Below are 26,102 nucleotides of genomic sequence, written 5' to 3'. Positions count from 1 at the left end.
TAGACAATTTATATATTTGTACCGTCTTTAAAGGGTACGAACATTTTGCGTGCGATATTTTAGCATCAAAACCCTAGAGACGAGAACAGTCACCTTCGACTCTATCAATAATGCGCTTCAAGATGCCGTATTACTATTTTAAAAATACCACGGTATCAGACAGCTCATTGCCTGCTGGATTGTGCTCAAGCTGATAGTACTGGCGCAGCACTTGTCCCACTTCATCCAACAATTCAGCCAAGCTCTCTTCTGTCTTCTTGTTGCTGATACCTGATACGGCCTTTTCACACATGGCGTGCCAAACCGTTGGGCTTACATGAGTGCTGATACCGCGATCCGCCACAATCTCTAACTGATGCTCGCAGATATTGACATAGATGAGAACGCCTGTGTTCTCTTCGGTATCCCAAACTCGATATTCACTAAACAGATCAATTGCTCGCTCGCGGCAATCCATATGATAAGCGTCTTGAATCGGTAAATGGTTTTCGACAATCAAAAACACCTCACCGCGATGCCCACGCTCAGCGCGTGTCACCTCATCTGTCAGGCGTGCTTTGGCTTCTGCTGTCAGCCACTTGCTATGCAGCAAAGGGACAAACAAGACCTGACGCCACCATCGAGCAAAGCTAGAAGTTGAAGCATGGTTCTCTGCCATTATGTTATTTCCTAAAATACGTCATTGTTGATGATTACTGGTGTTTGGATAGTTGCAAACGTTCTTATTAAGACTCTAAGCTTTTAATAAATAGACACTTACCACGAGCCACCAGCACCGCCACCACCAAAACCGCCGCCACCACCACCAAAGCCGCCGCCACCGAAGCCACCACCGCCAAAGCCGCCACCACTTCCGCCGCCCATACCTGGCAAGAAAATCATACCGCCTCTACGCCCACCTTTACCGCCGCCGCCTTTGCCACCACCGCCGCCACGGGAAATCAAAAACATCCATATAAATATCGCCATGATCAATGTCATAAAAAAGCCGCCGCCAAGCGCTAATGAACCGGCGAAAAAGCCCCCTGCAGTAACGATAGAGCCAAATACTCGGCCCAAAATATTGGTAATAAAGCTACCAAATATCATGGCCATGATAAATAAGAAAATAGGTGACGGTAGCTCATCTGAGCCTTGCTCAGCACTACGCTCAGCAGCTTGGGCATCAGCACGTGCCAAGACCTCAGGATCGGCAGTGAGACGAGCTTTGAGCGCATCCACGCCTGCCAGTATCCCAGCGCCATAGTTGTTTTGCTTAAATAATGGTGTGATGTCCTCACGGATAATACGATTGACCGCCGCATCTGGCAATACCCCCTCTAACCCATAGCCTGTGAGGATATACATGTCACGGTCATTGACTGCTACGACGATGAGCAGACCATCGTCGATATCTTTGTCGCCCAATTGCCATTTTTCTGCAACCTGTAAAGCATAGTCAAATATAGGCAAACCATTGGTTGTTGGTACGATGACCACTGCTGCTTGTGCCAAACCCTGCTGATAAATATTTCTTAGCTGAGCCTCTAGACGCTGCTTCTCTTGTGGATTTAAGATATTGGCCTGATCAACGACTGGTTCATTCAGTATGAGTTTGTCAGCATCGACGCTCTCGGCACTTGAGCGTACTGGTGGCTGATCTGGCGTTTGCGCGCTGGCGGCTGCCTCACCATTTGCCGCACTTTGGTTAATGGCATCGTTGCCAAGCACCGCGCCATTGATGGCATCATTATTTAATACCGCATCATTGATCGCCTCATTGGACTCTCCTGCTTTGGCAATAGCCACCAAGTCTTCAACACTACGATTTTGCAGATTTGAGGGGCTATCTGTCGCTACAGCCGTGCCAACATCGTCACCGGGCGCAGCATGTGACACCGATACACCACTGACACTAAGTACCAACAGTAACGCTGATAAGATTGCTTTTGAATTATTCATCTAATCTATACCACCTCAAATGACATTTTTACAAGTTACGAGACATCAACCAATCGTCATTACGTCATCAGTCAAATAAATAAAGCGGCAGAAACCGCTCTATTCTTATATATCAATTGTGCTCTACTCTGCTTGGGCAGAGTCACCAAAATCAACACTAGGCGCTGTCGAGATGGCATTCTCATTAGCGACGCTAAAGTTTGGCTTGGTGTCCATGCCAAATACTTTTGCGGTGATATTGGTTGGGAACTGGCGCACGGTGGTATTGTAACCCTGCACTTCTTGAATATAGCGGTTACGAGCAACCGTGATGCGATTCTCAGTCCCTTCTAGCTGCGCTTGCAGATCTTGGAACAGTGCATCTGACTTGAGCTCAGGGTAACGCTCAGACACGGCCATCAAACGTGATAGCGCCCCTGTCATCTGATCTTGTGCAGCGGCATAGCGTTCCATCGCTTCTGGGTCATTGAGCACTTCAGGCGTCACCGTGATACCGCCCGCACGCGAGCGCGCTTCCGCCACTTGAGTAAAGACCTCTTGCTCTTGCGTTGCATACTGCTGTACGACCTTGACTAAGTTTGGCACCAAATCAGAACGGCGCTGATATTGGTTGACCACTTCTGACCACGAAGCCGTTACTTGCTCATCTTGCGCCTGAAGATTGTTATAACCACAGCCGCTCAGACCGACAGTAGACGTCGTCAATAGTGCTGCTAGCAACATCGGCTTCATAATAGATTTACGCGTCATCGTTGTTTCTCCTAATAATGATAAATAACAAATATCTGGTAACACGTTTTTTAATAATTTTTTTGCGCTTATGCCTTCACAATCATCTAACGGTCATATGCGTTCTATATTTTGTATAAAGGCACGTGCTTGTAGCTTTTATATCTACAGACACAACATGAAAAACCACTCATGCATATTGCTCAATCTTATAAGCTACAAGATATACTGCTCATAATGACGCTATCATGATGCTTTTACAATTGACCGTTACCAAAACACAACCGCAACAACTGGGTGTCATTTTTTTGGTTATACCTTTATGTAGTGCTATTACTATTTAGATAGATTAAAGTTTATTAAATGGATTGCCAGCTCATAAATTCGCTTCTTTATTAAGGCTAATGATGCATAAATCGATGGTCCAAAAATAAAACTCATCCGTCCATACACAAAGAAATTTCTAGTAATTAGGACAAAAATATGGCAAATTGCAGTTACGTAGCCGTACGGTTTGAATACATTTGGTAGTGGACTTATAGTTTGATACGTATTAGCGAGTTGATAGATGTGTAAAAAAGACATTATTCAACTTATGAATACTCCACTAATACCATCAATTCGCCCTACCAGCAGTGTAGCCAATCGGGACGGCTCATAGCAATTGGGTGTCATCATTGTGATGCGCATTTAATTATATAACCGCCTGTTTTATCCGTGGGTTCACTTATAACGCATCTTGCTTACGACTTGGTGATAAGGGACTGCAATAATTGAGGCTGTAGAACAATCACAAACTCAGCTGATATTAATGCTATCAATGATAAACGCTATCTCAGTAGTTTTTATCAATGATAAGCCAAGCGGATAAATACAGACAACTACAGTCCATTCTTGGTGGCTAAGCACGTATGAGACTTAACTAATATAGATATGAGTCGATGCAGATAATTTAACTGCTTAACTTAAATAAGTAAGTTAACCAGTTAATTTACTCCTAGCATACAGAGCCACCTTGAGACAGTACTAGGAATATACATATGGAAGGTTTAGTTAACTTAGTAAACGGAATTATCTGGAGCCCAGCACTGATCTATCTGTGCTTGGGCGCTGGTCTGTTCTATTCCATCATGACGCGCTTCGTACAAGTACGTCTATTCGGCGAAATGATCAAACTACTATTCACTGGTAAGTCCAGTACTGATGGTATTTCGTCATTTCAGGCACTAGCCGTTTCCCTCGCAGGACGTGTGGGTATGGGTAACATCGCTGGGGTAGCTGCTGCTATCGGCTTCGGTGGTCCAGGTGCTGTATTTTGGATGTGGATCGTGGCGTTCTTAGGCGCGTCTACTGCCTATGTCGAGTCTACCCTTGCACAGATTTACAAAGAAAAAGATGTGGTAACTGGCGAATATCGCGGTGGCCCTGCTTATTACTTTGAGCGTGCGCTTGGTCAAAAATGGTACGGCATCCTCTTCGCCATCGCTTCTATTTTATCATGCGGTATGTTCTTACCTGGCGTACAGGCCAACGGTGTTATCAGTGCATTCGCACAATTAATGGGCGAAGGTACGATCATGAACGTTGCAGGCCTAGAAGTCGGCTCTATGCGCTTGGTTGGCTTGGCCATTATCTTAGTCGTACTAGGTGTCATCATTTTCGGTGGTATTAAGCGTATTGCAACCTTTACTGAGTTTGCCGTTCCATTTATGGCACTTGGTTACATCGTCCTCGCCTTAATCATCATGTTCAGCAACTTCAGCCTGATTCCAGATGTGTTTGGCATGATCATTGGCGATGCATTCACTGCACAAGCAGGTTTCGGTGCAGCAATCGGTTGGGGTGTTAAGCGTGGTATTTACTCTAACGAAGCCGGTCAGGGTACAGGTCCTCACGCTGCCGCAGCTGCTGAAGTTGAGCATCCATCACAGCAAGGTCTTGTTCAGGCATTCTCAGTATATGTTGATACATTGTTGGTTTGTTCTGCGACTGCATTCATGATCTTATCTACTGGCATGTACAACATCCAAGGTACACTACCAGATGGTCAGTTCATCGTTCAGAACGTTGCTGCTGCTACTGAAATCAATGCGCCTGCGTTTACGCAGATGGCAATGGAATCGGTATACGGTACGTTTGGTAATGCCTTTATCGCAATTGCTGTATTCTTCTTTGCCTTTACCACAATCCTAGCGTATTACTACATCGCTGAAGTAAACGTCGCTTACTTGACACGCTTCCTTGGTCGTAACGCAAACAAAACTGGTCTATTCCTCGTTAAAGTATTGATCATGGCGATGGTTGCTTATGGTGGTCTTAACTCAGCTGGTTATATCTGGGCCATCGGCGATATCGGTGTTGGTCTTATGGCTTGGCTCAACATTGTTGGTATCCTTGTTATCTTTATCGTGGCTCGTCCAACGCTTACCATGCTTAAAGACTACGAAGCACAACGTAAAGCTGGTGTGGCACGCTATAGTTTTGATCCTGCAAAATTCGGTATCAAAAACGCACCTTATTGGGAAGAGCGTCATCTAGCAGACCAAAAAAGAACGAATGTAGACCCACTACGTAAGTAATATAGATAATATGCGCTAACGTAGCTACTGCTCAATCTTATTCAGTCTTCCTAAAAGCCCGAGACAATGGTCTCGGGCTTTTTTATTGCAAATAAATAACACAGATTTTTAAGATACCGCTGCTACGCGCCACCATCTTATAGACACAAAAAAGCCCAGCATTATAGCCAGGCTCTTTTACTCTTGTTAAGTCTCAGAGTGACTTAACTAAATATTAATCTTACTCAGGCATCAATACTGTGTCGATTGTATGAATCACGCCGTTGCTTGCCATGATATCAGTACCTGTGATGTTGGCTGTGTTACCAGCCGCATCAGTAATAACATTGTCTTCGCTGATTGAGATGGTTTTGCCGTTCACCGTTTCGATATCGGTACCATAAGGGATATCAGCTGCTTTCACTTCCATTGGAACAACGTGATAAGGCAATACGGTTTTTAATAAGTCTTTATTAGCCAATAGCTCGTCTTTGGTCACGCCTAATTTTTCTAATACAGGGGCGAATGCATCATCAGTTGGCGCAAATACAGTGTATTTGGTGTCTTCCATCAACATGGTGTCAAGACCCGCTGATTTTAGTGCCGCTGTCAGAATAGTGAGATTGTCGTTGTTTGCAGCGATTTCTGCGATGGTTTGTGTCGCTTCCATATTCATGTCGTCTGCCATTGGCTCGGCTTCGGTCTCTGCTACTGGCTCAACCACCACTTCTTCAGTGGTAACTTCAGGCTCAGCTGGATCTGCGACTGTTTCAGTATCGTTACATGCTGCTAATGACATCGCTGCTGTTACTACTGCGATCGATAATAAATTCTTCTTTAACATGGGTCATTCCTTTTTAATAATTGGATGTCTGGTTTGTCTAGCGAATAACTGTCTTTACTACATGAATAGCTGACGCTAATACGTATATCAATAATTGACATTTTTTAGCTATAGACAATTTGCTGTAAGTAAACTGATATTCGCTATATCAATAGTTTCAATTCTAACGATTTAATTTTTAATTGATACTTACTTAAGTAGTAGCACTGTATCAATCACGTATATACCATTGTTCACTTGTATATCGGTTATTGCGATGTATGAAGGATCGCGCTTATTGGTCATGCTCACTCATTAAAATAGGCGTTATTTATATCTAAATCATGCCAATTAAATACTAAAACAGCCGTTATCTAATGAAAAATTCATAAAATAATGGCTGCTTACTTAAGCTTCATCATAAACGTAGATGTTATTTCGCTAAAGCTTATTTAGGTAGTAGCACTCTATCGATGACATGGACAACGCCATTGGTCGCTGGGATATCTGTTTTTACGATATTGGCAGTGCGGCCGTTTTCGTCCATCAACTTACCTTGATTCGTCACCATTAGCGTGTCTTTACTTGCGGTCATGACATTGCCAGGTTTGACATCTTTGGCATACATAGCCATATCACCACTGATGACATGATAACCTAGTACTTTTCTTAGCATTGCTTTATCAGCAAACAGTTGCGCTTTGGTCATGCCAGTCTCTTTCATTGCCTGCATAAACGCCTCATTGGTTGGGGCAAATATGGTGTAGTGAGCGTTAGGATCAGCGAGCATACCCGTTAGACCTGCTGCTTGTACCGCTTCTACTAAGACTGAAAAATCAGAATTACTTTGAGCAACTTGTACCACGTTCATTTTTGCCATAGTTTGGCTATGCATTGGCGGCTTCATATCTGCGCTTTTTGCTGGCATCATATTGTTACAAGCACTTAAGCCAGCGATAGAGATAGCTAGCGTGCCGATAGTCGCAATTTTAGTCAGTTTCATAACATTATCCTTAATGATTGAGTATGTATTTGCTTATTGTCTTACAGGTTAGATTGTCTTCTGATATCAGTTGCTCGTGCTATTTAAACGCTTATTTCTTGATAAGCAAAATCTAGATAGACCAACAGAACAATAATAAATTTTTGCCCATAAGTGATTTATAAGAAAAACTTACAAAGACCTAATTATCCTGAAATAAAATTAACATGTATAAAACCTTTATCAACCTGCCTTTACGCAACTTTTTGTAGTACCGGTGTAAACTCTGTCGGACTTTTAAGCACAAGCGTTGGCTTTCATTTGCATAAGCAAAGCTTTGTGTAATCCATAAACGAAATGATATTCATTTGTGCACATATTCTTTGTGAAACAGAATTTAATGCTATGCTCAGCAGTTCAATGAATAGGTATCTGCTTGTCTATGGTAAAAGTAGAATGAACAGTATCCATGTGTGCTATATTTTTCATGCTAAAATAATTCAAATTTGATGATTTCCTTTATAAGACTTTGTACTCTATTGGTTTGTTATTCCTTCCTTTTATAATATTGACGATATAAGCAGCGCACCTATGACTCAAACGATGACCTCACCGACCTGTTCTCACTCTGATACTACTTCTGATTCATCATCTGCTGATGACTTTATATTGACGCCGCCTGCTGTATTTCCTTATAAGGAGCAGCAGCTCACCGCGCGCACCCGTATCACCGAGCAGATGGCATCACGCATCTTGATGTTAGATGGGGCAATGGGTACGCAAATTCAGACCTATAAACTAGAAGAATCAGATTATCGTGGTGAGCGTTTTGCCGATATCGACCAAGATGTGCGTGGCAATAATGATTTGCTGGTGCTAACCCAGCCGCACATGATTAAAGATATTCATCACGATCATCTTTTGGCTGGTGCGGATATCATCGAGACTAATACCTTTAACGGTACGCGTCTGTCGATGGCTGACTATGACATGCAGTACTTGGTACCCGAGCTGAATAAAACAGCAGCTAAAATTGCGCGCGAGGCGGCTGATGAATTTACCGCCAAGACGCCTGAGAAGCCGCGGTTTGTCGCTGGTGTCGTTGGCCCAACCTCACGCACGTGCTCGATATCACCTGATGTCAATGACCCTGCCTTTCGTAACATTACATTTGATGAGTTGGTCCTAAACTACCGTGAAGCGACCTTATGCTTGATAGAAGGCGGCGTCGATCTTATTTTGATTGAGACGATCTTTGATACGCTCAATGCCAAGGCAGCGATATTTGCCATCACGGGTGTGTTTGATGATATTGGCTTTGAGCTGCCTATTATGATTTCTGGTACGATTACTGATGCGTCAGGTCGTACATTATCTGGTCAAACGGCAGAGGCGTTTTATAACTCGATCCGCCATGCCAAGCCATTGTCCATTGGCTTTAACTGTGCGCTTGGCGCGGATGCACTGCGTCCACACATCCAAACGCTATCGAACATTGCTGATACCTATGTCTCTGCGCATCCAAACGCAGGGCTGCCCAATGAGTTTGGTGAATATGACGAAACCGCTGAAGAGACCGCCGCCCTACTCGAAGGCTTTGCCAAAGCAGGAATCCTAAATATCGTTGGCGGCTGCTGCGGGACGACGCCTGAGCATATCCGTCAAATCGCTAATATGGTGGCGAACTATCCGCCGCGCGCCATCCCAGAGATTGCGCCTGCCTGCCGACTCTCAGGGCTTGAGCCATTTAATATCACGCCTGATAGCTTGTTCGTCAATGTCGGTGAGCGTACCAACGTCACAGGCTCCAAAAAATTCCTCCGTTTGATCAAGACCGAAGCCTATACCGAGGCGCTCGATGTCGCGCGCGATCAAGTCGAGGGCGGTGCGCAGATCGTCGATATCAATATGGACGAAGGCATGCTCGACTCGAAGCAAGCCATGATTCACTTCGTCAACCTCGTCTCAGGCGAGCCAGATATCAGCCGTGTGCCCCTCATGATTGACTCGTCCAAATGGGACATCATCGAAGAAGGCCTCAAGCGTACGCAAGGTAAATCTGTCGTCAACTCCATCTCGCTAAAAGAAGGTCATGCTGAATTCGTTGAGCGCGCCAAATTATGTATGCGCTACGGCGCTGCCATTATCGTCATGGCATTCGATGAAGACGGACAAGCCGATACCTACAAGCGCAAAATCGAGATATCTAAACGCAGCTACGATGTATTGGTCAACGAAGTGGGCTTCCCTAGCGAGGACATTATTTTTGACCCCAATATCTTTGCGGTCGCCACGGGTATCATCGAGCACAACAACTACGGCGCGGACTTTATCAATGCCACACGCTGGATCACGGAAAACCTACCGAACGCGATGGTCTCAGGCGGTGTGTCCAACGTGTCGTTTAGTTTCCGTGGTAATCCGATTCGTGAAGCGATCAACTCTGTGTTCCTATTTCACGCGATCAAAAATGGCCTGACCATGGGTATCGTCAACCCAGCCATGCTTGAGCTGTACGATGATATTCCAAAGGAAGCACGTGACGCCATCGAAGATGTCATGCTCAACCGCAATCAAGGCGAAACTGGTCAGGATGCGACTGAGCGTCTGATGACGGTCGCTGAAAACTACCAAGATGGCGGCAAGAAAAAAGACAGCACCGTCGATATGAGCTGGCGTGAGGGTACGGTAGAAGAGCGTATCGCCCACGCACTCGTCAAAGGTATCACCACCTTTATCGAAGCCGATACCAAAGAAGCATGGGAGAAATACCCCAAACCACTCGACGTTATCGAAGGGCCTTTGATGGATGGCATGAATATCGTCGGTGACTTATTTGGCTCGGGTAAAATGTTTTTGCCGCAAGTGGTCAAGTCGGCACGCGTCATGAAACAATCGGTCGCTTGGCTCAACCCGTACATCGAAGCGGAAAAAGTCGAAGGCGAAGTCAAAGGTAAAGTTCTTATGGCAACGGTCAAGGGCGACGTCCATGATATCGGCAAAAACATCGTCGGCGTGGTACTTGGCTGTAACGGCTATGATATCGTCGATCTGGGCGTGATGGTACCATGCGAGACCATCCTCGATACCGCTATCAGAGAAAAAGTCGATATCATCGGTCTGTCAGGGCTGATTACCCCGAGTCTCGATGAGATGGTCTATGTCGCCAAGCAAATGCAAGAGCGCGGTATGAACCTGCCGTTAATGATTGGCGGCGCAACAACCTCCAAAGCCCATACCGCGGTAAAAGTCGAACCGCAGTATCAAAACGATGCGGTCATCTACGTCTCGGACGCCTCGCGCTCGGTCGGCGTGGTGACCAAGCTGCTCTCCAAAGACAACCGTCAAAGTCTCATCGATGAAACCCGCGAAGAGTATATCAAAGTGCGCGAGCGTCTCGCGAAGCGTCAACCCAAAGCGGCGAAGCTGACTTATGCTGAATCAATTGAGGGTGGTTTTCAATACGATTGGGACAACTATACACCGCCTGTACCGAATCAGCTCGGTCAGGTGATATTGGACGACTACCCTATCGATAAGCTGCTGCCTTATATCGACTGGACGCCGTTCTTTATCTCTTGGGGTCTGGCAGGTAAGTATCCAAAAATCTTGCAAGATGAGGTCGTTGGTGAAGCGGCGCGTGATCTGTTCGATAACGCCAAGAACCTGATGCAAAAAATGATTGATGAAAAGTTAATCATCGCTAAAGGCGTGTTCAAAATTGCTCCAGCCAAACGCACTGGCGCAGATACGATTAGCGTTTATGACAAATCGCCTACAGATGGTGGCCGACCTACGCATACCTTTGAGCATCTGCGCCAGCAATCAGACAAAGCGAGCGGCAAGCCAAACTTTAGCCTCGCCGACTTTATATCGCCGTTAGAGGACTCTGACGATTATATCGGCGGCTTTACGGTGTCGATCGTTGGCACCGAAGACCTCGCTGAGCAGTACAAAGCGGCAGGCGACGATTATAACGCCATTATGGTACAAGCACTATCTGACCGCTTAGCCGAAGCCTTTGCCGAGCATTTGCACGAGCGCATTCGTAAAGATTACTGGGGCTATCAGGCTGATGAGACCCTCACCAATGATGAGCTGATTAAAGAAAAATACGTTGGCATCCGCCCAGCGCCTGGCTATCCGGCTTGCCCTGAGCATACCGAAAAAGGCAAATTGTTTGATTGGCTGGGTACAGTGGACGCTATCGGTACAAGACTGACGGAAAGCTATGCAATGTGGCCGGCATCTTCGGTCAGTGGCTTTTATTACTCGCATCCTGATAGTGAGTATTTCAACGTCGGAAAAATCGACCGAGATCAGTTGGAGGATTATGCCACTCGTAAAGATTGGGATATAAAGACGGCTGAGAAGTGGTTAAATCCGAATTTGTAAGAACATACAAATCAGTTAACGCCTAGATCATTTATCGCTATTTTTTGGCTTATTCATTTAACATGATTAAGCCTTTTTATTGTGTCCTCTTCTGTCTGCTCTCAGCAAACTTATCGCTGCACGTATCACAAAATACTTTTATCATTCGCTGCCAATAACCATGTTAAATTATTGTCTATTTTATCCCTTTTATCGTTGTGAGACAGACTATGAATCAGATTGCATTACTTTCTAGTTGGATTGGCAAAACCTTTGCAATCTGGGCATTGGTCAGTGCTGTGTTAGGCTTTGTGTTTCCTACATTTTTTGCCTCATTGGCTTTTTTGATTGTGCCAATACTTGGCATCATCATGTTCGGCATGGGTATGACGCTCAAAACCGAAGATTTTCTAGAGATTGTCAAACGCCCCAAGCCTGTACTGATTGGACTGCTCGCGCAATTTACCCTCATGCCGCTGATTGCCTATCTGCTCACGCTGGTCTTTCACCTTGATCCGCTGATTGCGGTCGGAGTCATCTTGGTCGGCTGCTGCCCTGGTGGCACATCGAGCAATGTCATTACCTTTTTGGCAAAGGGCGATGTCGCACTCAGTGTCGCGATTACCTCCATATCTACCCTGCTCGCGCCCTTTTTGACGCCGCTGCTGCTCAACCTGTTCGCAGGTCAGCTGATTGATATCGACTTGGCAAACATGATGCTGACGATTACCAAAATCGTCATCGTGCCCATCGTCTTGGGTATCGTGTTTCATAAGCTGCTCGGTGACAGGGTCGAGTTCGTCACCGCCATACTGCCGATGGTCTCGGTGCTGGGCATCTCTATCATCATCGCGGCAGTGGTCGCGGTGTCCAAAGCGACCATCTTAGATAGCGGTGCGATCGTCTTTATCGTCGTTGCTCTGCACAATATGCTGGGTTATACCTTGGGCTATGTGATCGCGCGCTTGTCTGGATTTACGGAGAGACAGCGCCGTGCCATTATGGTAGAAGTAGGCATGCAAAACTCTGGTCTGGGCGCTGCCCTTGCCGCGACTTATTTCAATCCTGTCGCTGCCTTACCGAGTGCGATATTTAGTGTGTGGCATAACTTTAGCGGTGCGCTGGTTGCGAATATTTTTGATAAGAGAGATGATGGGTAAGAAGTTTTACTGTTTAGGGGTGGATTCTAAGTACTTGAATGTAAGTAAGATTAGCTAAGCAAAGAAATTGAGCATAATATAGTTAATCCAATTTAAGAGTGGTACAAGGCAACCGAGTTCAGATGTATACGTCATAATTCAAGCGAGGTTAACGCTGTAACGATTTTCTAGTGGATTGACTATAGTCAGAGTATAAAATTTATTGAGAAAAGGATAGGTTACACTTCATAAAAAAGAGGCTTAGAAATGAAATTCGCTGAGCCTCTTCTAGCATAACTATAAACGTTAATGTTTATGTCTATCATATGCCTCTAGAAACTCCTTATGATATTCTTTTGACTGCTCCAATAGCTCAGTATATGTTTTAACAAATACTTCACCAGATTGAAAATAAGTATTCTCTTTTCTTCTGAATATTCTCTCACCACTCTTTTCACCTCCAACCACAAAACATACAACTTTACTAAATCCACTGATAGAAGCAAATTTTTCAGTTAAAAATGCACCATATTCATATGCTTGATCTAAGGCTTTCAGGTCAACTTTATAGTTACTTCTTTTAATCTCTATTACATAAAGTATTTCACCTAATGCACTAGAGCATAGAAAATCAATTCTTCTATCTTTTTCCTCCAACTCCTCATCTGGATAGCTTTCTTTCAATAGCGTTGAGTATCTAACTTCATCTCTAAACTCAAGGATTCTAGGATCTAAAAGCCATGAAAACTTCTTAAGAAAGGTATGTAGCGTAGGAACCTCTTTAGTATCAGTATCTAGATACTCTTCAAACTGCTTAATCACTTCAACTCGCGCATAAGCTAGTCCTTGAATCTCTTTTGCTTCGATAGACTTCCATTCATCCATTAACTGTAAAAATTTATGCATCTCTTCAGGTTGAGATATATCAGCTATGTGGGACGCATATTGTTTAAAAGTTTCGTTCTCGAACTGTCCCATTACACCTGTGACAATTTGCTCACTCTCATCAGTAGATATATCAGAGTTTTCAAGAATAGGATTGATAATTTTATTACTTAACTCTCTCTCGTAAGTAGGTAACTTGTCCTGCCACTCATCGATATCAATATTATTATGTGCTTTTAAAGTAGCTTTTTTCTTTTCAGCTCTTTTACTACGCCATTCGTTACCAATTTTTTTTATAATTTTATGCAAGTAATCTTGTAATGCTCGTGTTTCTTCGTTTTCCCAGTTTAGTGAAAGTCTATCTGTGGAGATAACATCTTCGTCAAAGTCGTCAATGAAACTGACGTCTAAATATCCACTAATATAACTATGAAACTGGTCATTATCACGAGCGCCATAAAATTCTGCTGAATTTACGATTTTGCCTCGAGATGTTAGATAAATACCACGCATGTCAGGATCTTTAACTGGGGTTTCGAAAGTAAATATATGCCCAGATACATTTTTCCATTGAGCATAATCCTTATCATATTTCTCATCTGGGAAGCTCCACTCAAACTCTTTTTGAAAACTTTGGAACTTGAGTTCATTATTGATTTCTACAGAGCTATCATCATTAGAGTTTTTAGATAATGTTACAGCCATCTCATGGAAAATCTGAAATTTCTTTGATAAGCTTAAAGCTATATCTTCCAAGTCAAAATCAGATTTTCTTCTAATGTCTTTAAGAGTTATGATCGTTCCACTTTTTTCTTCAGTCGCTTCATTTAAAGATAAAATTTCGGGTTCATAGTCACCATTCGTACACTGTCTAATCTGATCCAGATCCATGTGAAATTCATTTTTCAAATTATCTCGTATAGAGCGTACTTCTACAACGTTGCAAATACCAAATACTGATAGCTTCCCTAACCCTTTTTTACCAATAACAGGTCTATCTTTGAACTCGCTTTTCTGTGCGTCTTCCTTCTTTCTTCTATTACGTCCAATAACTAAATATTTATTTTTTAACTCATCGAAAGTCATACCATTGCCATCATCACAGTAAATAATTTCTTTACTATCATCATTTGCAATAAAATCAATGGAAACATTTTCTGCGTCTGCATCCCAAGAGTTGGATATTAACTCTGATAATACACTAGGAAGCTTTGAATATAATGAAATACCTAAATGCTCAATTGTATTGGGATCAAATTGTAATTTGAGCTTTTCTGTTTTGTCTTCAGGCTTAATACTACTTGCAGTCATAGAACCCTCTTTATTTCTTCAGCTATTTTTAGAGCCATTAATGGCGGCACAGCATTACCAATCTGCTTAAAAGCAGCACTTCTACCACCTTCAAAATAATAATCATCAGGAAAAGACTGAATACGAGCTGCTTCCCTTACTGAGAGTGATCGGACTTGCTCTGTACTAGGATATATATAGTAATGACCATCTTTGGCGATATGCGCAAGTACAGTATGACTATAACTATTTATATCAACTACTTTGAAACGATCGACAAATGAATTTTGGTTTTTGTGTGTTTTTAACCGTTCTGGTAAATCACCGTATTTGAGTCGCTCTTTACCATTTAACCACTTATCAATAGCTATTTTATAAATTTCTAAATCTCTATCATTATGTGTTCTTGCCACATGCTGAGTAACGAAATCCGCACCATTACGAATGGCTGATTTTTCAAGGTATTCGTTAGTATCACTAGCGTAGTTAGTAATATTATTTTGATCGCCCGGCTTGAGATACGCTAAATCTTCTAAGATATCGGCTACAGTATATGGGTTTGATTCTGCTATAAGTTCAGGATAAGAAAAATCACTACCCTTCTTCCAACCAATAATAATTACACGCTTACGGTTCTGAAGTACACCATAGTCAGATGTATTTAATACTCTGGACTCTAGCTCGTAACCTAATGTCCTAAAATATACTTTAATATTATTAAAATACCTACCTTCTTCTGCGCTTAATATTCCTAAAACATTTTCGAAAACAAACACTTTAGGATTGTACTTCTTGAGGAAACGAGCGTACTGTCGATATAGTAAGTTTCTTGGATCGTCTGCTTCTAGCTTATTAATACGATGCCTACCGACTACAGAATAGGCTTGGCAAGGCGGGCCACCAATGATTAAATCGACTTCTCTACCTTTAGTTAATTCATCAATACGATCGAAGATGCTTGTATTGTCGTCACCAATTGAAGCATTAATGACATTATCAAGTCTATTCAATACACTTTCTGATAAATCTTTGTGCGAAATATTGCCTAGTAGGTAGTCGTAATATACCTGTAATTTATTAGCTTTTTTCAAGGAGTAATAGTAATTTCTAGTTTCAAGTGTTTTGCAGGCATGAGCATCCATTTCAACATGAGCAATTGGCTCAAACCCTGCTTTTACAAAACCTTCTGACAACCCGCCAGCACCTGCGAATAGGTCAATAAAATTCATTTTTTTCATCAAGCGCTCACTTAAAAACATGTAACCTTAAATGATATCATGTTATCAGAATTAAGCTCATTATGATTCAAGATTATTACTACTTACCCTTCCCCCGCCGACACTTCTCAGAACAATAAATCACCTGCTCCCAATTCTTCTCCCACTTTTTACGCCATGTAAACGGGCGCTGGCAGACGGGGCAGATTTTTTGCGGTAGGTTTTGTTTTTTATGTGCCATGATGACCCTTACCGATTACTCATATTCGTCAAATATTTTGTTCAGCCTATTTAGGCTATTGACGATCAGCTTACCAGATTGATCAGTGCTGCTATCAATCGCGAGCTTCTCATCCATGCGCATGGTCAGTGGTGCCAGCGCTTGCTTGAAGGCATTGGCCATCAGTGTGGTCTGCTCATGGATATCAGGCGCATCGTTCTCTACGGCTTTACTGTCATCATTTTTAATCAGGCTTTCGGCTAAGCTACGAGACAAGCTATCTGCCATATTGTGTGCCAATTGCTCCACGGCATCGACCAGCTGCACCATCAGCGCTTTTTGCACGTCTTGGTTTTGCTTGAGGTACTCGCCCTCGGCTTTATGATCATGCTTATATATTTGTAGCAATTGGCTCACGCTTTTCTCAAAGCCATTATCGATGCTATCGCTGACGACTTTGGCATTATTGATCACACTATCGGCGAGGATTTTTTGTGAGGCGAGCTGCGCCTCCATCTGAGTTTCTAACTGAGCCTTACGCTCTGCTTCTCGCAAACGGGCGATTTGCTCTGGACCATTTTTGGTTTTTAATCACCCAATTACATAGTTTGGTATGACATGAATGACGATTGCTCGACTTGATGCCGTTATATTTCTATTTTTAGAATCGACTTATGTTTCTTTATAGGTGATTATATATACATTTCATTACATAATATATAGCTGTGGCTATTAACGACCCCATATCGGTGAGCGTACGACGCCACCATTTTGGCTATTAATGGCGTAACTTGTGTTCCCTAAGAGCGAATGAATAACCAAATCGCCACCTTTTTGACGTCCTAAACTTTGACCGCCTACTTGCCCACTGATTTTTGAATGACGCGTTGGGTAGACTGCATACTTGCCAGAAGGAGATAGACGAGCCGGCTCATCGAGACCAGTCTCTGCCAGATTGAGCACGTGCCCAGTCTCCAGTGTTATGACAGCCGCCTTACGACCATTTAGATAAGCCATGCGCTGACCATCTACACTGAGCTGAGGACTGGCGACATAACCATTTGTCGGCACAGGTACAGCATTACCAGTCGCGAAGTGATAGCGATAGATACGTGGGCGCCCAGCACGGACTTTGTCACTGGTATAAACAAAGCTTTTGCCGTCAGCGGCATAGCTGGGCTGTACCTCAGTGCTCGGTAGTGTCGTTAATTGCTCAGTTGTCCCATCACTTAGGCGCATCTTATAAATATCAGCATTGCCACCGACCGTTGAGCTATAGAGCAGATATTGACCGTCAGGTGAAAATGACGCTGACATATTACTGCCTTCAGCATTGACGACTAGATTGCGCGTTTTGCTGCTACGGTCATAAATATATATTTTAGGATGCTCGCGCGAGGCTTGTTTGCTATAAGCAAGCAGTTGACCATCAGCCGACCACGCTGGCGCATAGATATAACCTGTGATCTGATCAATGCGCTGACGATCACTGCCATCAGGACGGATGCTATAGAGTGTCGATACTTTTGCGCTCCCTGACCCTTGCTCTTCCACATAAGCAATGTGTCCTTGACGATCAATGGCAGGCATAGCAGCGGTCAGTGGATTGCTATCCACTGTGCTGGTCGGCTTTTTCATTTCAGCACTCGGCAGTGTCTGACAGCCAGTGAGAGCCGCCAATATAGCGATCGTCGTCGCCCCTTTTATCATGATGTTATTCGTGGTTGGTTTTGACATAATAGTTTTAAACATAAAATAGTATCCAGTGAAATCTATAAGACATAACAACAGCTTTACGCTAGTGTAGCGCAAAATTCGACAAACTTTGGACGAAAAAAAGCCCCACATATTAGTGAGACCTTATCAAATCTAACCGGCGTATTTATATCGTTCTAATACATCGCTGGCTTATTTAGAGACGGCTTTAAAGTAAGCCACTTGATTGTCATTTTTGATGGTTAAGATTGGCACTTTTTCGGCGTTTTTGCTGAGGCTATACTTGCCTTGTACCGTTGCTAGGGTCGCTTTGTCAAAGCTGGCTTGCGGCTCAGGACAGGCCATCATTGTGCTGATGCCGTTTTTGATCTGCACATCACCATTGACGACACTGTAGCCCGCGCTCATATTGTTGCAGGTATTCATAAATGCGACGTAGTTTCTACCGTTATCATTCATAAAGCTCAAAGTGAGCGGCTTGGCTGGATCAAAGAACAGCTGAGACACCTGTTCACCGTTGCTACGTTTGGCATCAACCAACTGCCAATTGTGCGCTTGTAATGCCTCTACAGTGACGGGCTGACCGACTGGCGCAGGCAAGGTAGCCGTTGTCTGGCAACCAGCGGCAAGAGCACTAACTGAAAAGGTAGCTGCCATCATCACTTTAGTCATATTTTTCATATACATTCCTTTTTTATTGAATCCAAAAACCTTGCCGAGCATAAGGTCATACTTGACACAAGACCCAACAAGCGCATTCAGAATTTTGATTTATTATGGTAATTGTCTTATTCACTGTTTCAGACAGTAGCGATATTGTGTTTGACTCACCAGTGACTGTCATTATCAATTGAGTAAGTATTTAGCGGATATTTTTTGCCTCATACATACTACTGACTACTGATATTTACTATTGACGCTATTTACCAGTGGTAATGTCACTTTTCTTGATGAGGTTTTATTTAAACCTTCTCTTGGCAGATGTCAGCTGATACAAAAACACCCCACTAAATAGTGAAGTGTGTTTATCGTGCGACTATCGCATCTGATGACTGATATCACTTATCAAAACGGTAGATACAACGTCAGTCTTAATAAGCGTATGTACTACTATTTTAGATCACATCTGTACCAGTAATGTTTGGCTCTTCAGTCGCGGGCGCTGTCATACTTGACATCGACTGGCAACCGACGAGTACCGTTACCATGACAATACCTGTCATCAATGCTTTGGTTAAGTTTTTCATATTCGCTCCTAGAATCGTTTTAATAGACTGTTGGTTCAATTGAAAGATTACTGGCATTTTACTAAAGCTATAAATATCAGGCCGTACTTCTTCCAATGATCATAGCTTATTCACACTTTTAGCATACCCATCTCTTATATTGCTGTAAGTTAATTAGGGCGTGTTGAACATTCGCAAATAGGCACTGCTGATCGCTAAAATTGCTCCAGACAAGGCACAAAGCGACGATANTAGGGCGTGTTGAACATTCGCAAATAGGCACTGCTGATCGCTAAAATTGTTCCAGACAAGGCACAAAGCGACGATAATGCAGATGCCTTAGCGAGATTTGTAACGCAGTATGGGGCAATTTTAGCATCAGCCCCAACGATAAAAAGCAGGGGACAGGACTCTTTTTTGCCGCTTCATCGTTAAAAATAAGCGCTTAGAGTGACTAAACTTATTATTTTTAACATCGAATCGCCTAAAAAATAGTCGCTGTCAGTGCCATGGTCGAATGTTCAACACGCCCTAATATTAAGGAAATATGCTTACTGAGTTTTGGTTTCCTGCAACGCTGCATAACCGGATAAACGCTTGCGCTCAGCATCATCAAACAACTGCTGCTCAAGTTGGTCTATCTGAGTTTGCGCCTCTGCTAGATTGGCACTTTGATTTAGTAAGCGCTGTTTTTGCGTTTGATACTGAGTGAAGCGCTGATCAAAATTGGCATCTTCTTGATCGACTTGCGCCAGTCTCTCTGCCGCTGGTGCACCTACTAGCTCTCGACGCATATTGTATAGTGCTTCAGGGCTGGCACCTGCCGCTTTCATCTGTTCAGTACGAGCCATAAGCTCATTAAGATTGGCTTGCTGCATGATATTGGTTTTGATCGCACCATCTGGTAGACGGCTCACATAATCTTGTCTGGCAGCCTGTTTCTGTGCCTCACTCATTTGCTCATTTTGATTGATTCTGACCATCTCCATACTATAGTCATCATAACTATCGCTAGCACCAAAGAAGGCTTCGATGGTGGTTTTGTCAAAATACTGCTGACGTAAACTCGCCACATCCTGCTTTTGCTGAGCAATGGCATTCAAATCTAGCTCACCATTTTTGGTCGCCTGCAGTTGCAGATTGCCATAACGCTTTTCTATCTCAGGAAGCGCTTTGAGATACGCCACATATTTGCCAAAGATAGCGACCGCTTGGCTGGCAGCTGGCTCTGGGGTATGGTGACGGATATAACTCTCGACACGCGCAAAAATAACGGCTTCGTCCTCCTCTCCTATTGCTGATAAAAAATAATCGAATAAACGCCGCAGACCTTCAGTGACGACCAACTGCTTGTTTTCATCGATGATGATTTCGCCGTCCACTTGCGTGCCTTTTAATGAGCGTGGCAAACTCTCCAATCCAGTGACAAATGCAAACTGGTTCTGGGCTGAAGCGGTTTGTTCTGTTTGCTCACTATTTAGCGCAGTGGACAACGTACTCTCAGAGGTATCTGCAGAGGCAATGGACGCTGATTGTGCTGTCTCCATTCGTTGACTATCTGGCTTAAACCACATAATCACCGCCGCCGCGATGACTATGATGACCACAGCGATTATAACAATCGGTAAATAGGCTGGACGGCGATGTTTTGACATAGATACTAGTTCTTAGGCAATCATTAAATAGATCGTCATTAAATAGATGATCATTGGGGTTAGAGATTGGCGTTTTTTAGGCGATTGACCTGAGTACGATAGATAGATTTTGGCTCAGACTCGCCCCATGCCGTCAGACCTAGTACTTGGTCTGCTGAATCCAAATGGTTCATGAGGTAATTATCACGAATCACATACCCAAGTCGGCTTGAGCAGGCAGAGACCAGACCATCATTTCCCTCCAATAAAAACGGTACGCTTGTTGCTGCAAGCAGATAATCACTAGGGTCAAGGACGCTTATGACTTGTCCGACGCCACTAAATGAGTAATATTTGATACCGTTTGCAGAGGTACTGGTTGGCTGACCACAGTAACTTGTTGGCATTGCTGCAGGGAATTTGGCATTGAATTTGGCCGCACCATCGGTTGATAGCGCCATGAGTGCTTGCCAGCCATCTTGCGCTTGTATCTCTTTAAAGCTGATGCCTGACCCAACATCTGTAAAGCCGCCAATCAAATTAAACACCCCTGATACCAGCTGTGTCGTGACGTTTGATGGCTCACCTGTGTCATTGTTTGGTTCAAGGACGTTTTTGACAAAATCGGCTGTTTTTGAGCCTTGCTCTGGACTTGATACGGCGGTGACCGAGGCGACGTATTTTGGTGCAACGCCAGCGACATAGCGGATGTCTATACCGCCTTGACTGTGCCCAAACAAATTGACTTTTGGATCGCCTGAAATGGCAGTGATGGTTTTGACTTGCTGTAATAGCTGCTCGCCGCGGACTTCACTATTATTCACCGCTGATGTTTTGGTGGTGTACACCTCTGATCCACCTTTCATCAGCTCACTAGGAATCCCGTTGAAATAATCTAAGACCCCAAACATCTTGGTAAAACCGCCAAGCCCATGAGCCATGACCACTGGATACTGAGTCTTGGTATAACTGGAGGTAAAGTATTTGCTATCGACTAGCGTGCAGCCATTGGCGTTGGCACAATTATAGTACTGCCCTGCCGCTTGCGCTGAGGTGGTTTGCATGGTCATTAATAAAACGCCAGTACTGATAGAGCCCAGTATTGGTAAAAAAGTGCGCGGCGTGAGCGCAGCACGAACGTACGAGGAGAGCGTCATAACAACATCCTTGTCATCATTAATGGTGAGTGCCTTTACCTCATAACGTCGGCAAAGACTGCTGCTAATCCCTTTAGCATGCAAAATTACATTACTTCTATCTTTTACAAGATTCAACTAAATTGTCAAAATATGAATATATTATCGTGACTGGAGGGTCATAACGGCTCAAATGCGGCTGTAAAGTAACTATTGTCAATAATAATGATAGATTTAATATCACTTATCATAAAACTGCCATTCATCCATTTATGGTATAATTTCCCCACATTAAACCCATAATTATAAGACACAAGATGATGACTAAAAAATCCCTTATCCAGTCCCCAGAGGCCATAGAAAAAATGCGTGTGGCCGGCAAACTTGCCAGCGACGTCCTTGTCATGCTCGACGAACATGTCAAAGTCGGTGTTAGTACCGAAGCCCTCAACCAAATCGCTCATGACTATATCGTCAATGTGCAAAAAGCCATTCCTGCTCCGCTGAACTACAATGGCTTTCCTAAGTCTATTTGTACCTCAGTCAACCACGTGGTCTGTCACGGCATCCCAACCGAAAGCAAGCTACTCAAAGATGGTGATATCATCAATATTGATGTGACCGTGATCAAAGACGGCTACTACGGCGACACCTCAAAAATGTGGATCGTCGGTAACGGCTCTATCATGGCGCAGCGTATCTGCAAAGTCGCACAAGACGCGCTATATGCGGGTATGAGTGTCGTCAAAAACGGCGCGCGTCTCGGCGATGTCGGTGCAGCAATTCAAGCAGTGGTCGAGCCTGAGCGTTTTAGTATCGTCCGTGAGTTTTGTGGTCATGGCATCAGTGATGAATTCCATCACGAGCCACAAGTCATGCACTACGGCAAAAAAGGCACAGGCTTTGAGCTAAAGACGGGCATGACCTTTACCATTGAGCCAATGATCAACCAAGGCACATGGCAGACTAAGATTTTGCCAGATGAATGGACAGCCATCACCAAAGACCGTAAGTTATCTGCTCAGTGGGAGCATACGATGGTCGTAACCGACAATGGCTGTGAAGTATTTACCACGCGCCCTGAAGAAGATTTGAGTTTTTTGACACAGTAAGACAAGAAAAGATCGCCTAGGCGGTCTTTTTTTTGGCCGATGGTTAGCGTGTATCGAGTTAGGACAGATTGAGTATTGTGCTTACTGGCTTTTTGTCTTTATACTCTGATGAGTTAACAATTTATATTGATACATTTATTATAGTGAATTCAGTATAAAAGCGATACAGTGGGACTGGGATAAATTTTTCGCAGCCTCTGTCTGCGTAGGCACAGCACGCAAGGAAAATTTAGACCAGTTCCACCTTGATATATAATGTATCTGTTTTATTTAGGATTGACTATAGTACATTCTATTGGTGACTTTTATCAGCTATCAGCAGCTCAAACGCTCTATTTTTAAACTCTTAATTGGATAACACTCATGTTCACTTGTGATGTCGCTTCTATTGATCTAACGCCCCTACCGCTACTATCAAATGATACGGCGACAGATAACTCGCTGTTGTCAGAGCAAAATACGACAGATAAAGCGCTACTCGGCATTCCTGAATGGCTGGCACAAATCAATGAGGATATCAGCCGTGCCCTTGAGCGTGGTACCAATATTCGTCAATTGGTCGAAGTACGTGCCTGCGCGATTGATAGCTTACTCATTGCTTTGTTCAAATGGTTTGAGCTAGATAAGACGGATTTGGCATTGTTTGCAACGGGTGGCTATGGACGCGGTGAGCTGTCGCTTTATTCAGATATTGATATCCTGCTGTTATCTCCTGACGAAATCGGCGCTGATGCCAGTGGTAAGATTGATAAATTGGTCGCATTGCTGTGGGACATCGGGCTGGAGCCTGCGCTGTCTGTACGTAGCGTCAACGATGCGTTAGAAGCTGCACTTGACCATACGATAGCCAGTGCCCAGCTCGAAGCTCGATTGTTAATCGGCAACGAAGCACTGCGAGATATGCCCATCCAAATCGTTAACAAGCAGTGGTCTCCTCGTGCCTTTTTTGATGTGAAAATGGAAGAGTCCAAGGCCCGTTATCTACAACATAATGCAACTGAGTATAACCTTGAGCCAAATATCAAAACGGCCCCAGGTGGTCTGCGTGACATTCATATCATCGGCTGGGTGACCAAACGCTATTTTCGTGTGGGCAAGCTCTATGACTTGGTACAACAAAACTTTTTGACCGAAAAAGAGTTTGATGAGTTAAGCTTTGCAGAAGGCTACTTATGGCAGATACGTCATTATTTACATGTACTGACAGGTCGTAACGAAAACAAGCTGTTGTTTGATTATCAGCGTGAGATTGCTCAATTAATGGGTTACGAGACCCAGCCAGATGACCAGCCCAATGCGGCCGTTGAACGCTTTATGCGTGATTACTATCGCTGTGCCATGCAAATATCAACGCTGTCTGAGATGCTGACCAACCACTATTATGAGACCATTATAGAGCCCAGCCTGCCTGATGATGAGCGCCCCAAAAAGCAGCCGATCAATGCAAGATTCAACCGTGTGGGTGATCATATTGCTATAGCGCACCATCGGGTTTTTGCTCAGCATCCTGAATCTATTTTAGAGATGTTTTTATTGATGGGTCAGCACGGTATCGACAAGGTTCGCACCCATACCTTGCGGGCGCTAAAAATTGCGGCACGCGGCATTGACCAGACCTATAGAGAAAACCCTGTTCACAAAGCTTTATTTTTATCTAATCTAAAAGAGCAAAACTATCTGTTCCATCGTTTGCGCACCATGAATCGCTATGGGGTATTGGGCAACTATATTCCTGCTTTTGCGCAAGTCACGGGTCTGATGCAATATGATTTGTTCCATCGCTATACGGTGGACGCGCATACGTTATTTTTGATTCGAATTTTGCACCGCTTTACCGATCCTATGTTTTCTGAAGAGTTTCCGCTGGTCAGCGCTATCTTTCAGCGCATCGAACGCAAAGAGATTTTGGTACTGGCGGCGATGTTTCATGATATTGCAAAGGGCCGCGGCGGCGACCATAGCGAGCTTGGTCAGACAGAGTCCATTGAGTTTTGTCTGTCACACGGCATGAGTTTGGCAGATGCTAATTTGGTTGGCTGGCTGACTCGCTACCATCTATTGATGTCGATTACCGCACAGAAAAAAGACATCTCAGACCCTGAGGTGGTGACTGTCTTTGCAGACCTTATCGGTAATGTGACGCACTTGAATCATCTGTATGTACTGACGGTTGCTGATATGAATGCAACCAACCCACAGCTATGGAATAGCTGGCGGGCGACGCTGATGAAACAACTCTACTCGCAGACACGGCGTATTCTGCGCGCCGATATTGATGCGCCTACCAATCGCCAGGATATGATCAGTGCCACTCGTGCGCAGGCGCTCGCGATGCTAGACAATGTCAACAATCAGCACATGAATCGCGATGAAGTATTGCGACTATGGGACGATTTGGGCGATGAGTACTTTTTGCGAGAGATTGCAGAAGACATCTTGTGGCACACCGAAGCCATCTTGAACCATCCACCGATTGGGCTTGCTTCTAATGCGGATAGTCCGCCACTGGTGGTTTTGCGTGAGCATCGCGAGCTGGCACTGGATGCGGTACAGGTATTTGTCTATACCCAAGATCAGATGAATCTGTTTGCCGTTACGATGGCGGTGTTCGATCAGATGAATCTTGATGTATTAGATGCCCGTATTATTACTGCTACCCGCGACTTTGCTCTGGATTCTTATGTGCTGCTAGATCCTAGTGGTACGCTGTTGGTCGATGAAGACAGTCAGCAAGAACTTAAACAGCGCCTGATTAATGCCTTTAAAGATCCAACAGTACTAAAGCTCACCAACAAACGTATGCCACGTCAGCTCAGGCATTTTGAAGTGGCTACGGTGATTAACTTTGAGTTTAATGAGGCATCTGACCAGCATATCATGAGCTTAGAGACACTGGATCAGCCAGGACTCTTGGCTCGGGTTGGACAGATATTTTTGCAGGAGCAAATTGAGGTTCATGCGGCTCGTATTACGACCTTAGGCGAGCGCGCAGAAGATATGTTTTATATTAGCGATCAAAATGATAAGCCATTATCTGCTGAACGACTTGATGCGTTAAAATCAGCACTGCTCGCCAGCCTAGCGACCAAAAGAGAAAACAACGTGGTTTATAGCTATTAA

19 protein-coding genes are annotated in these 26,102 nt (G+C 43.9%); 5 read left to right on the top strand and 14 right to left on the bottom strand.

Features of this window, described 5'->3' with window-relative positions; translation table 11 throughout:
* Positions 1–133: 133 nt before the first annotated feature.
* From AC58CZ_RS12080 to AC58CZ_RS12070, 3 genes are all read right to left on the bottom strand, one after another.
* Positions 134–658 carry a TPM domain-containing protein gene (locus tag AC58CZ_RS12080; protein ID WP_058024323.1) on the bottom strand — a complete coding sequence of 175 codons (525 nt, stop codon included), beginning with the start codon at positions 656–658 and terminating at the stop codon, positions 134–136.
* Between the two features lie 98 nt (positions 659–756).
* Positions 757–1,941, bottom strand: a complete 1,185-nt coding sequence (locus tag AC58CZ_RS12075) for a TPM domain-containing protein (protein WP_494224648.1) — start codon at positions 1,939–1,941, stop codon at positions 757–759.
* A gap of 123 nt (positions 1,942–2,064) precedes the next feature.
* Entirely contained in the window at positions 2,065–2,691 is a 627-nt protein-coding gene (locus AC58CZ_RS12070; RefSeq protein WP_494224649.1) for a LemA family protein, read from the bottom strand.
* Positions 2,692–3,710: 1,019 nt separating this feature from the next.
* Between AC58CZ_RS12070 and AC58CZ_RS12065 the strand changes: the two genes are divergently transcribed.
* Positions 3,711–5,249 carry an amino acid carrier protein gene (locus AC58CZ_RS12065; RefSeq protein ID WP_494224650.1) on the top strand — a complete coding sequence of 513 codons (1,539 nt, stop codon included), beginning with the start codon at positions 3,711–3,713 and terminating at the stop codon, positions 5,247–5,249.
* 220 nt (positions 5,250–5,469) lie between these two features.
* Here the strand turns inward: AC58CZ_RS12065 and AC58CZ_RS12060 are convergent, their stop codons facing one another.
* Together AC58CZ_RS12060 and AC58CZ_RS12055 are read right to left on the bottom strand one after the other, a co-directional pair.
* Complete coding sequence (locus AC58CZ_RS12060; RefSeq protein WP_494224651.1) at positions 5,470–6,072, bottom strand: fasciclin domain-containing protein; 603 nt, start codon at positions 6,070–6,072, stop codon at positions 5,470–5,472.
* A 427-nt stretch (positions 6,073–6,499) separates the two neighbouring features.
* Positions 6,500–7,054 (bottom strand): fasciclin domain-containing protein, encoded by a 555-nt coding sequence (locus tag AC58CZ_RS12055; RefSeq protein WP_494224652.1) that lies wholly within the window; start codon positions 7,052–7,054, stop codon positions 6,500–6,502.
* A gap of 570 nt (positions 7,055–7,624) precedes the next feature.
* On the opposite strand from AC58CZ_RS12055, the gene metH reads away from it, so the two are divergent.
* Positions 7,625–11,428: a methionine synthase gene (gene metH, locus AC58CZ_RS12050; protein WP_494224653.1), complete on the top strand. Its 3,804-nt coding sequence runs from the start codon at positions 7,625–7,627 to the stop codon at positions 11,426–11,428.
* Between the two features lie 209 nt (positions 11,429–11,637).
* A complete protein-coding gene (locus AC58CZ_RS12045; RefSeq protein ID WP_494224654.1) occupies positions 11,638–12,567 on the top strand; it encodes a bile acid:sodium symporter in 930 nt (309 codons plus the stop codon).
* A gap of 285 nt (positions 12,568–12,852) precedes the next feature.
* Here AC58CZ_RS12045 and AC58CZ_RS12040 read toward each other — a convergent pair whose 3' ends face one another.
* From AC58CZ_RS12040 to AC58CZ_RS12000, 9 genes are all read right to left on the bottom strand, one after another.
* A complete protein-coding gene (locus tag AC58CZ_RS12040) occupies positions 12,853–14,742 on the bottom strand; it encodes an ATP-binding protein (RefSeq protein WP_494224655.1) in 1,890 nt (629 codons plus the stop codon).
* Entirely contained in the window at positions 14,739–15,959 is a 1,221-nt protein-coding gene (locus AC58CZ_RS12035; RefSeq protein ID WP_494224656.1) for a DNA (cytosine-5-)-methyltransferase, read from the bottom strand. Before AC58CZ_RS12035 ends, AC58CZ_RS12040 begins: the two co-directional genes overlap by 4 nt.
* A gap of 79 nt (positions 15,960–16,038) precedes the next feature.
* Positions 16,039–16,179, bottom strand: a complete 141-nt coding sequence (locus AC58CZ_RS12030; protein WP_494224657.1) for a DUF2256 domain-containing protein — start codon at positions 16,177–16,179, stop codon at positions 16,039–16,041.
* A 15-nt stretch (positions 16,180–16,194) separates the two neighbouring features.
* Positions 16,195–16,713 (bottom strand): hypothetical protein, encoded by a 519-nt coding sequence (locus tag AC58CZ_RS12025; protein ID WP_494224658.1) that lies wholly within the window; start codon positions 16,711–16,713, stop codon positions 16,195–16,197.
* A gap of 177 nt (positions 16,714–16,890) precedes the next feature.
* The gene (locus AC58CZ_RS12020; protein ID WP_494224659.1) at positions 16,891–17,910 is read right to left on the bottom strand and encodes a Xaa-Pro aminopeptidase; all 1,020 of its coding nucleotides are present in this window, start codon (positions 17,908–17,910) and stop codon (positions 16,891–16,893) included.
* 156 nt (positions 17,911–18,066) lie between these two features.
* Positions 18,067–18,555 carry an META domain-containing protein gene (locus tag AC58CZ_RS12015; protein ID WP_494224660.1) on the bottom strand — a complete coding sequence of 163 codons (489 nt, stop codon included), beginning with the start codon at positions 18,553–18,555 and terminating at the stop codon, positions 18,067–18,069.
* A 434-nt stretch (positions 18,556–18,989) separates the two neighbouring features.
* Complete coding sequence (locus AC58CZ_RS12010; RefSeq protein ID WP_257785223.1) at positions 18,990–19,121, bottom strand: hypothetical protein; 132 nt, start codon at positions 19,119–19,121, stop codon at positions 18,990–18,992.
* A 530-nt stretch (positions 19,122–19,651) separates the two neighbouring features.
* Positions 19,652–20,755, bottom strand: a complete 1,104-nt coding sequence (locus AC58CZ_RS12005; RefSeq protein ID WP_494224661.1) for a lipase secretion chaperone — start codon at positions 20,753–20,755, stop codon at positions 19,652–19,654.
* Between the two features lie 59 nt (positions 20,756–20,814).
* The gene (locus AC58CZ_RS12000; protein WP_494224662.1) at positions 20,815–21,891 is read right to left on the bottom strand and encodes an alpha/beta fold hydrolase; all 1,077 of its coding nucleotides are present in this window, start codon (positions 21,889–21,891) and stop codon (positions 20,815–20,817) included.
* A 299-nt stretch (positions 21,892–22,190) separates the two neighbouring features.
* Between AC58CZ_RS12000 and map the strand changes: the two genes are divergently transcribed.
* Both map and glnD read left to right on the top strand, forming a co-directional pair.
* Entirely contained in the window at positions 22,191–22,982 is a 792-nt protein-coding gene (gene map / locus AC58CZ_RS11995; RefSeq protein ID WP_392397124.1) for a type I methionyl aminopeptidase, read from the top strand.
* 363 nt (positions 22,983–23,345) lie between these two features.
* Entirely contained in the window at positions 23,346–26,102 is a 2,757-nt protein-coding gene (gene glnD, locus AC58CZ_RS11990) for a [protein-PII] uridylyltransferase (RefSeq protein ID WP_494224663.1), read from the top strand.

This window comes from Psychrobacter sp. CR212, from assembly GCF_059693765.1.
Note: the sequence above shows the minus strand (reverse complement) of the source record. Positions and strands in the feature narration are given on the sequence as shown.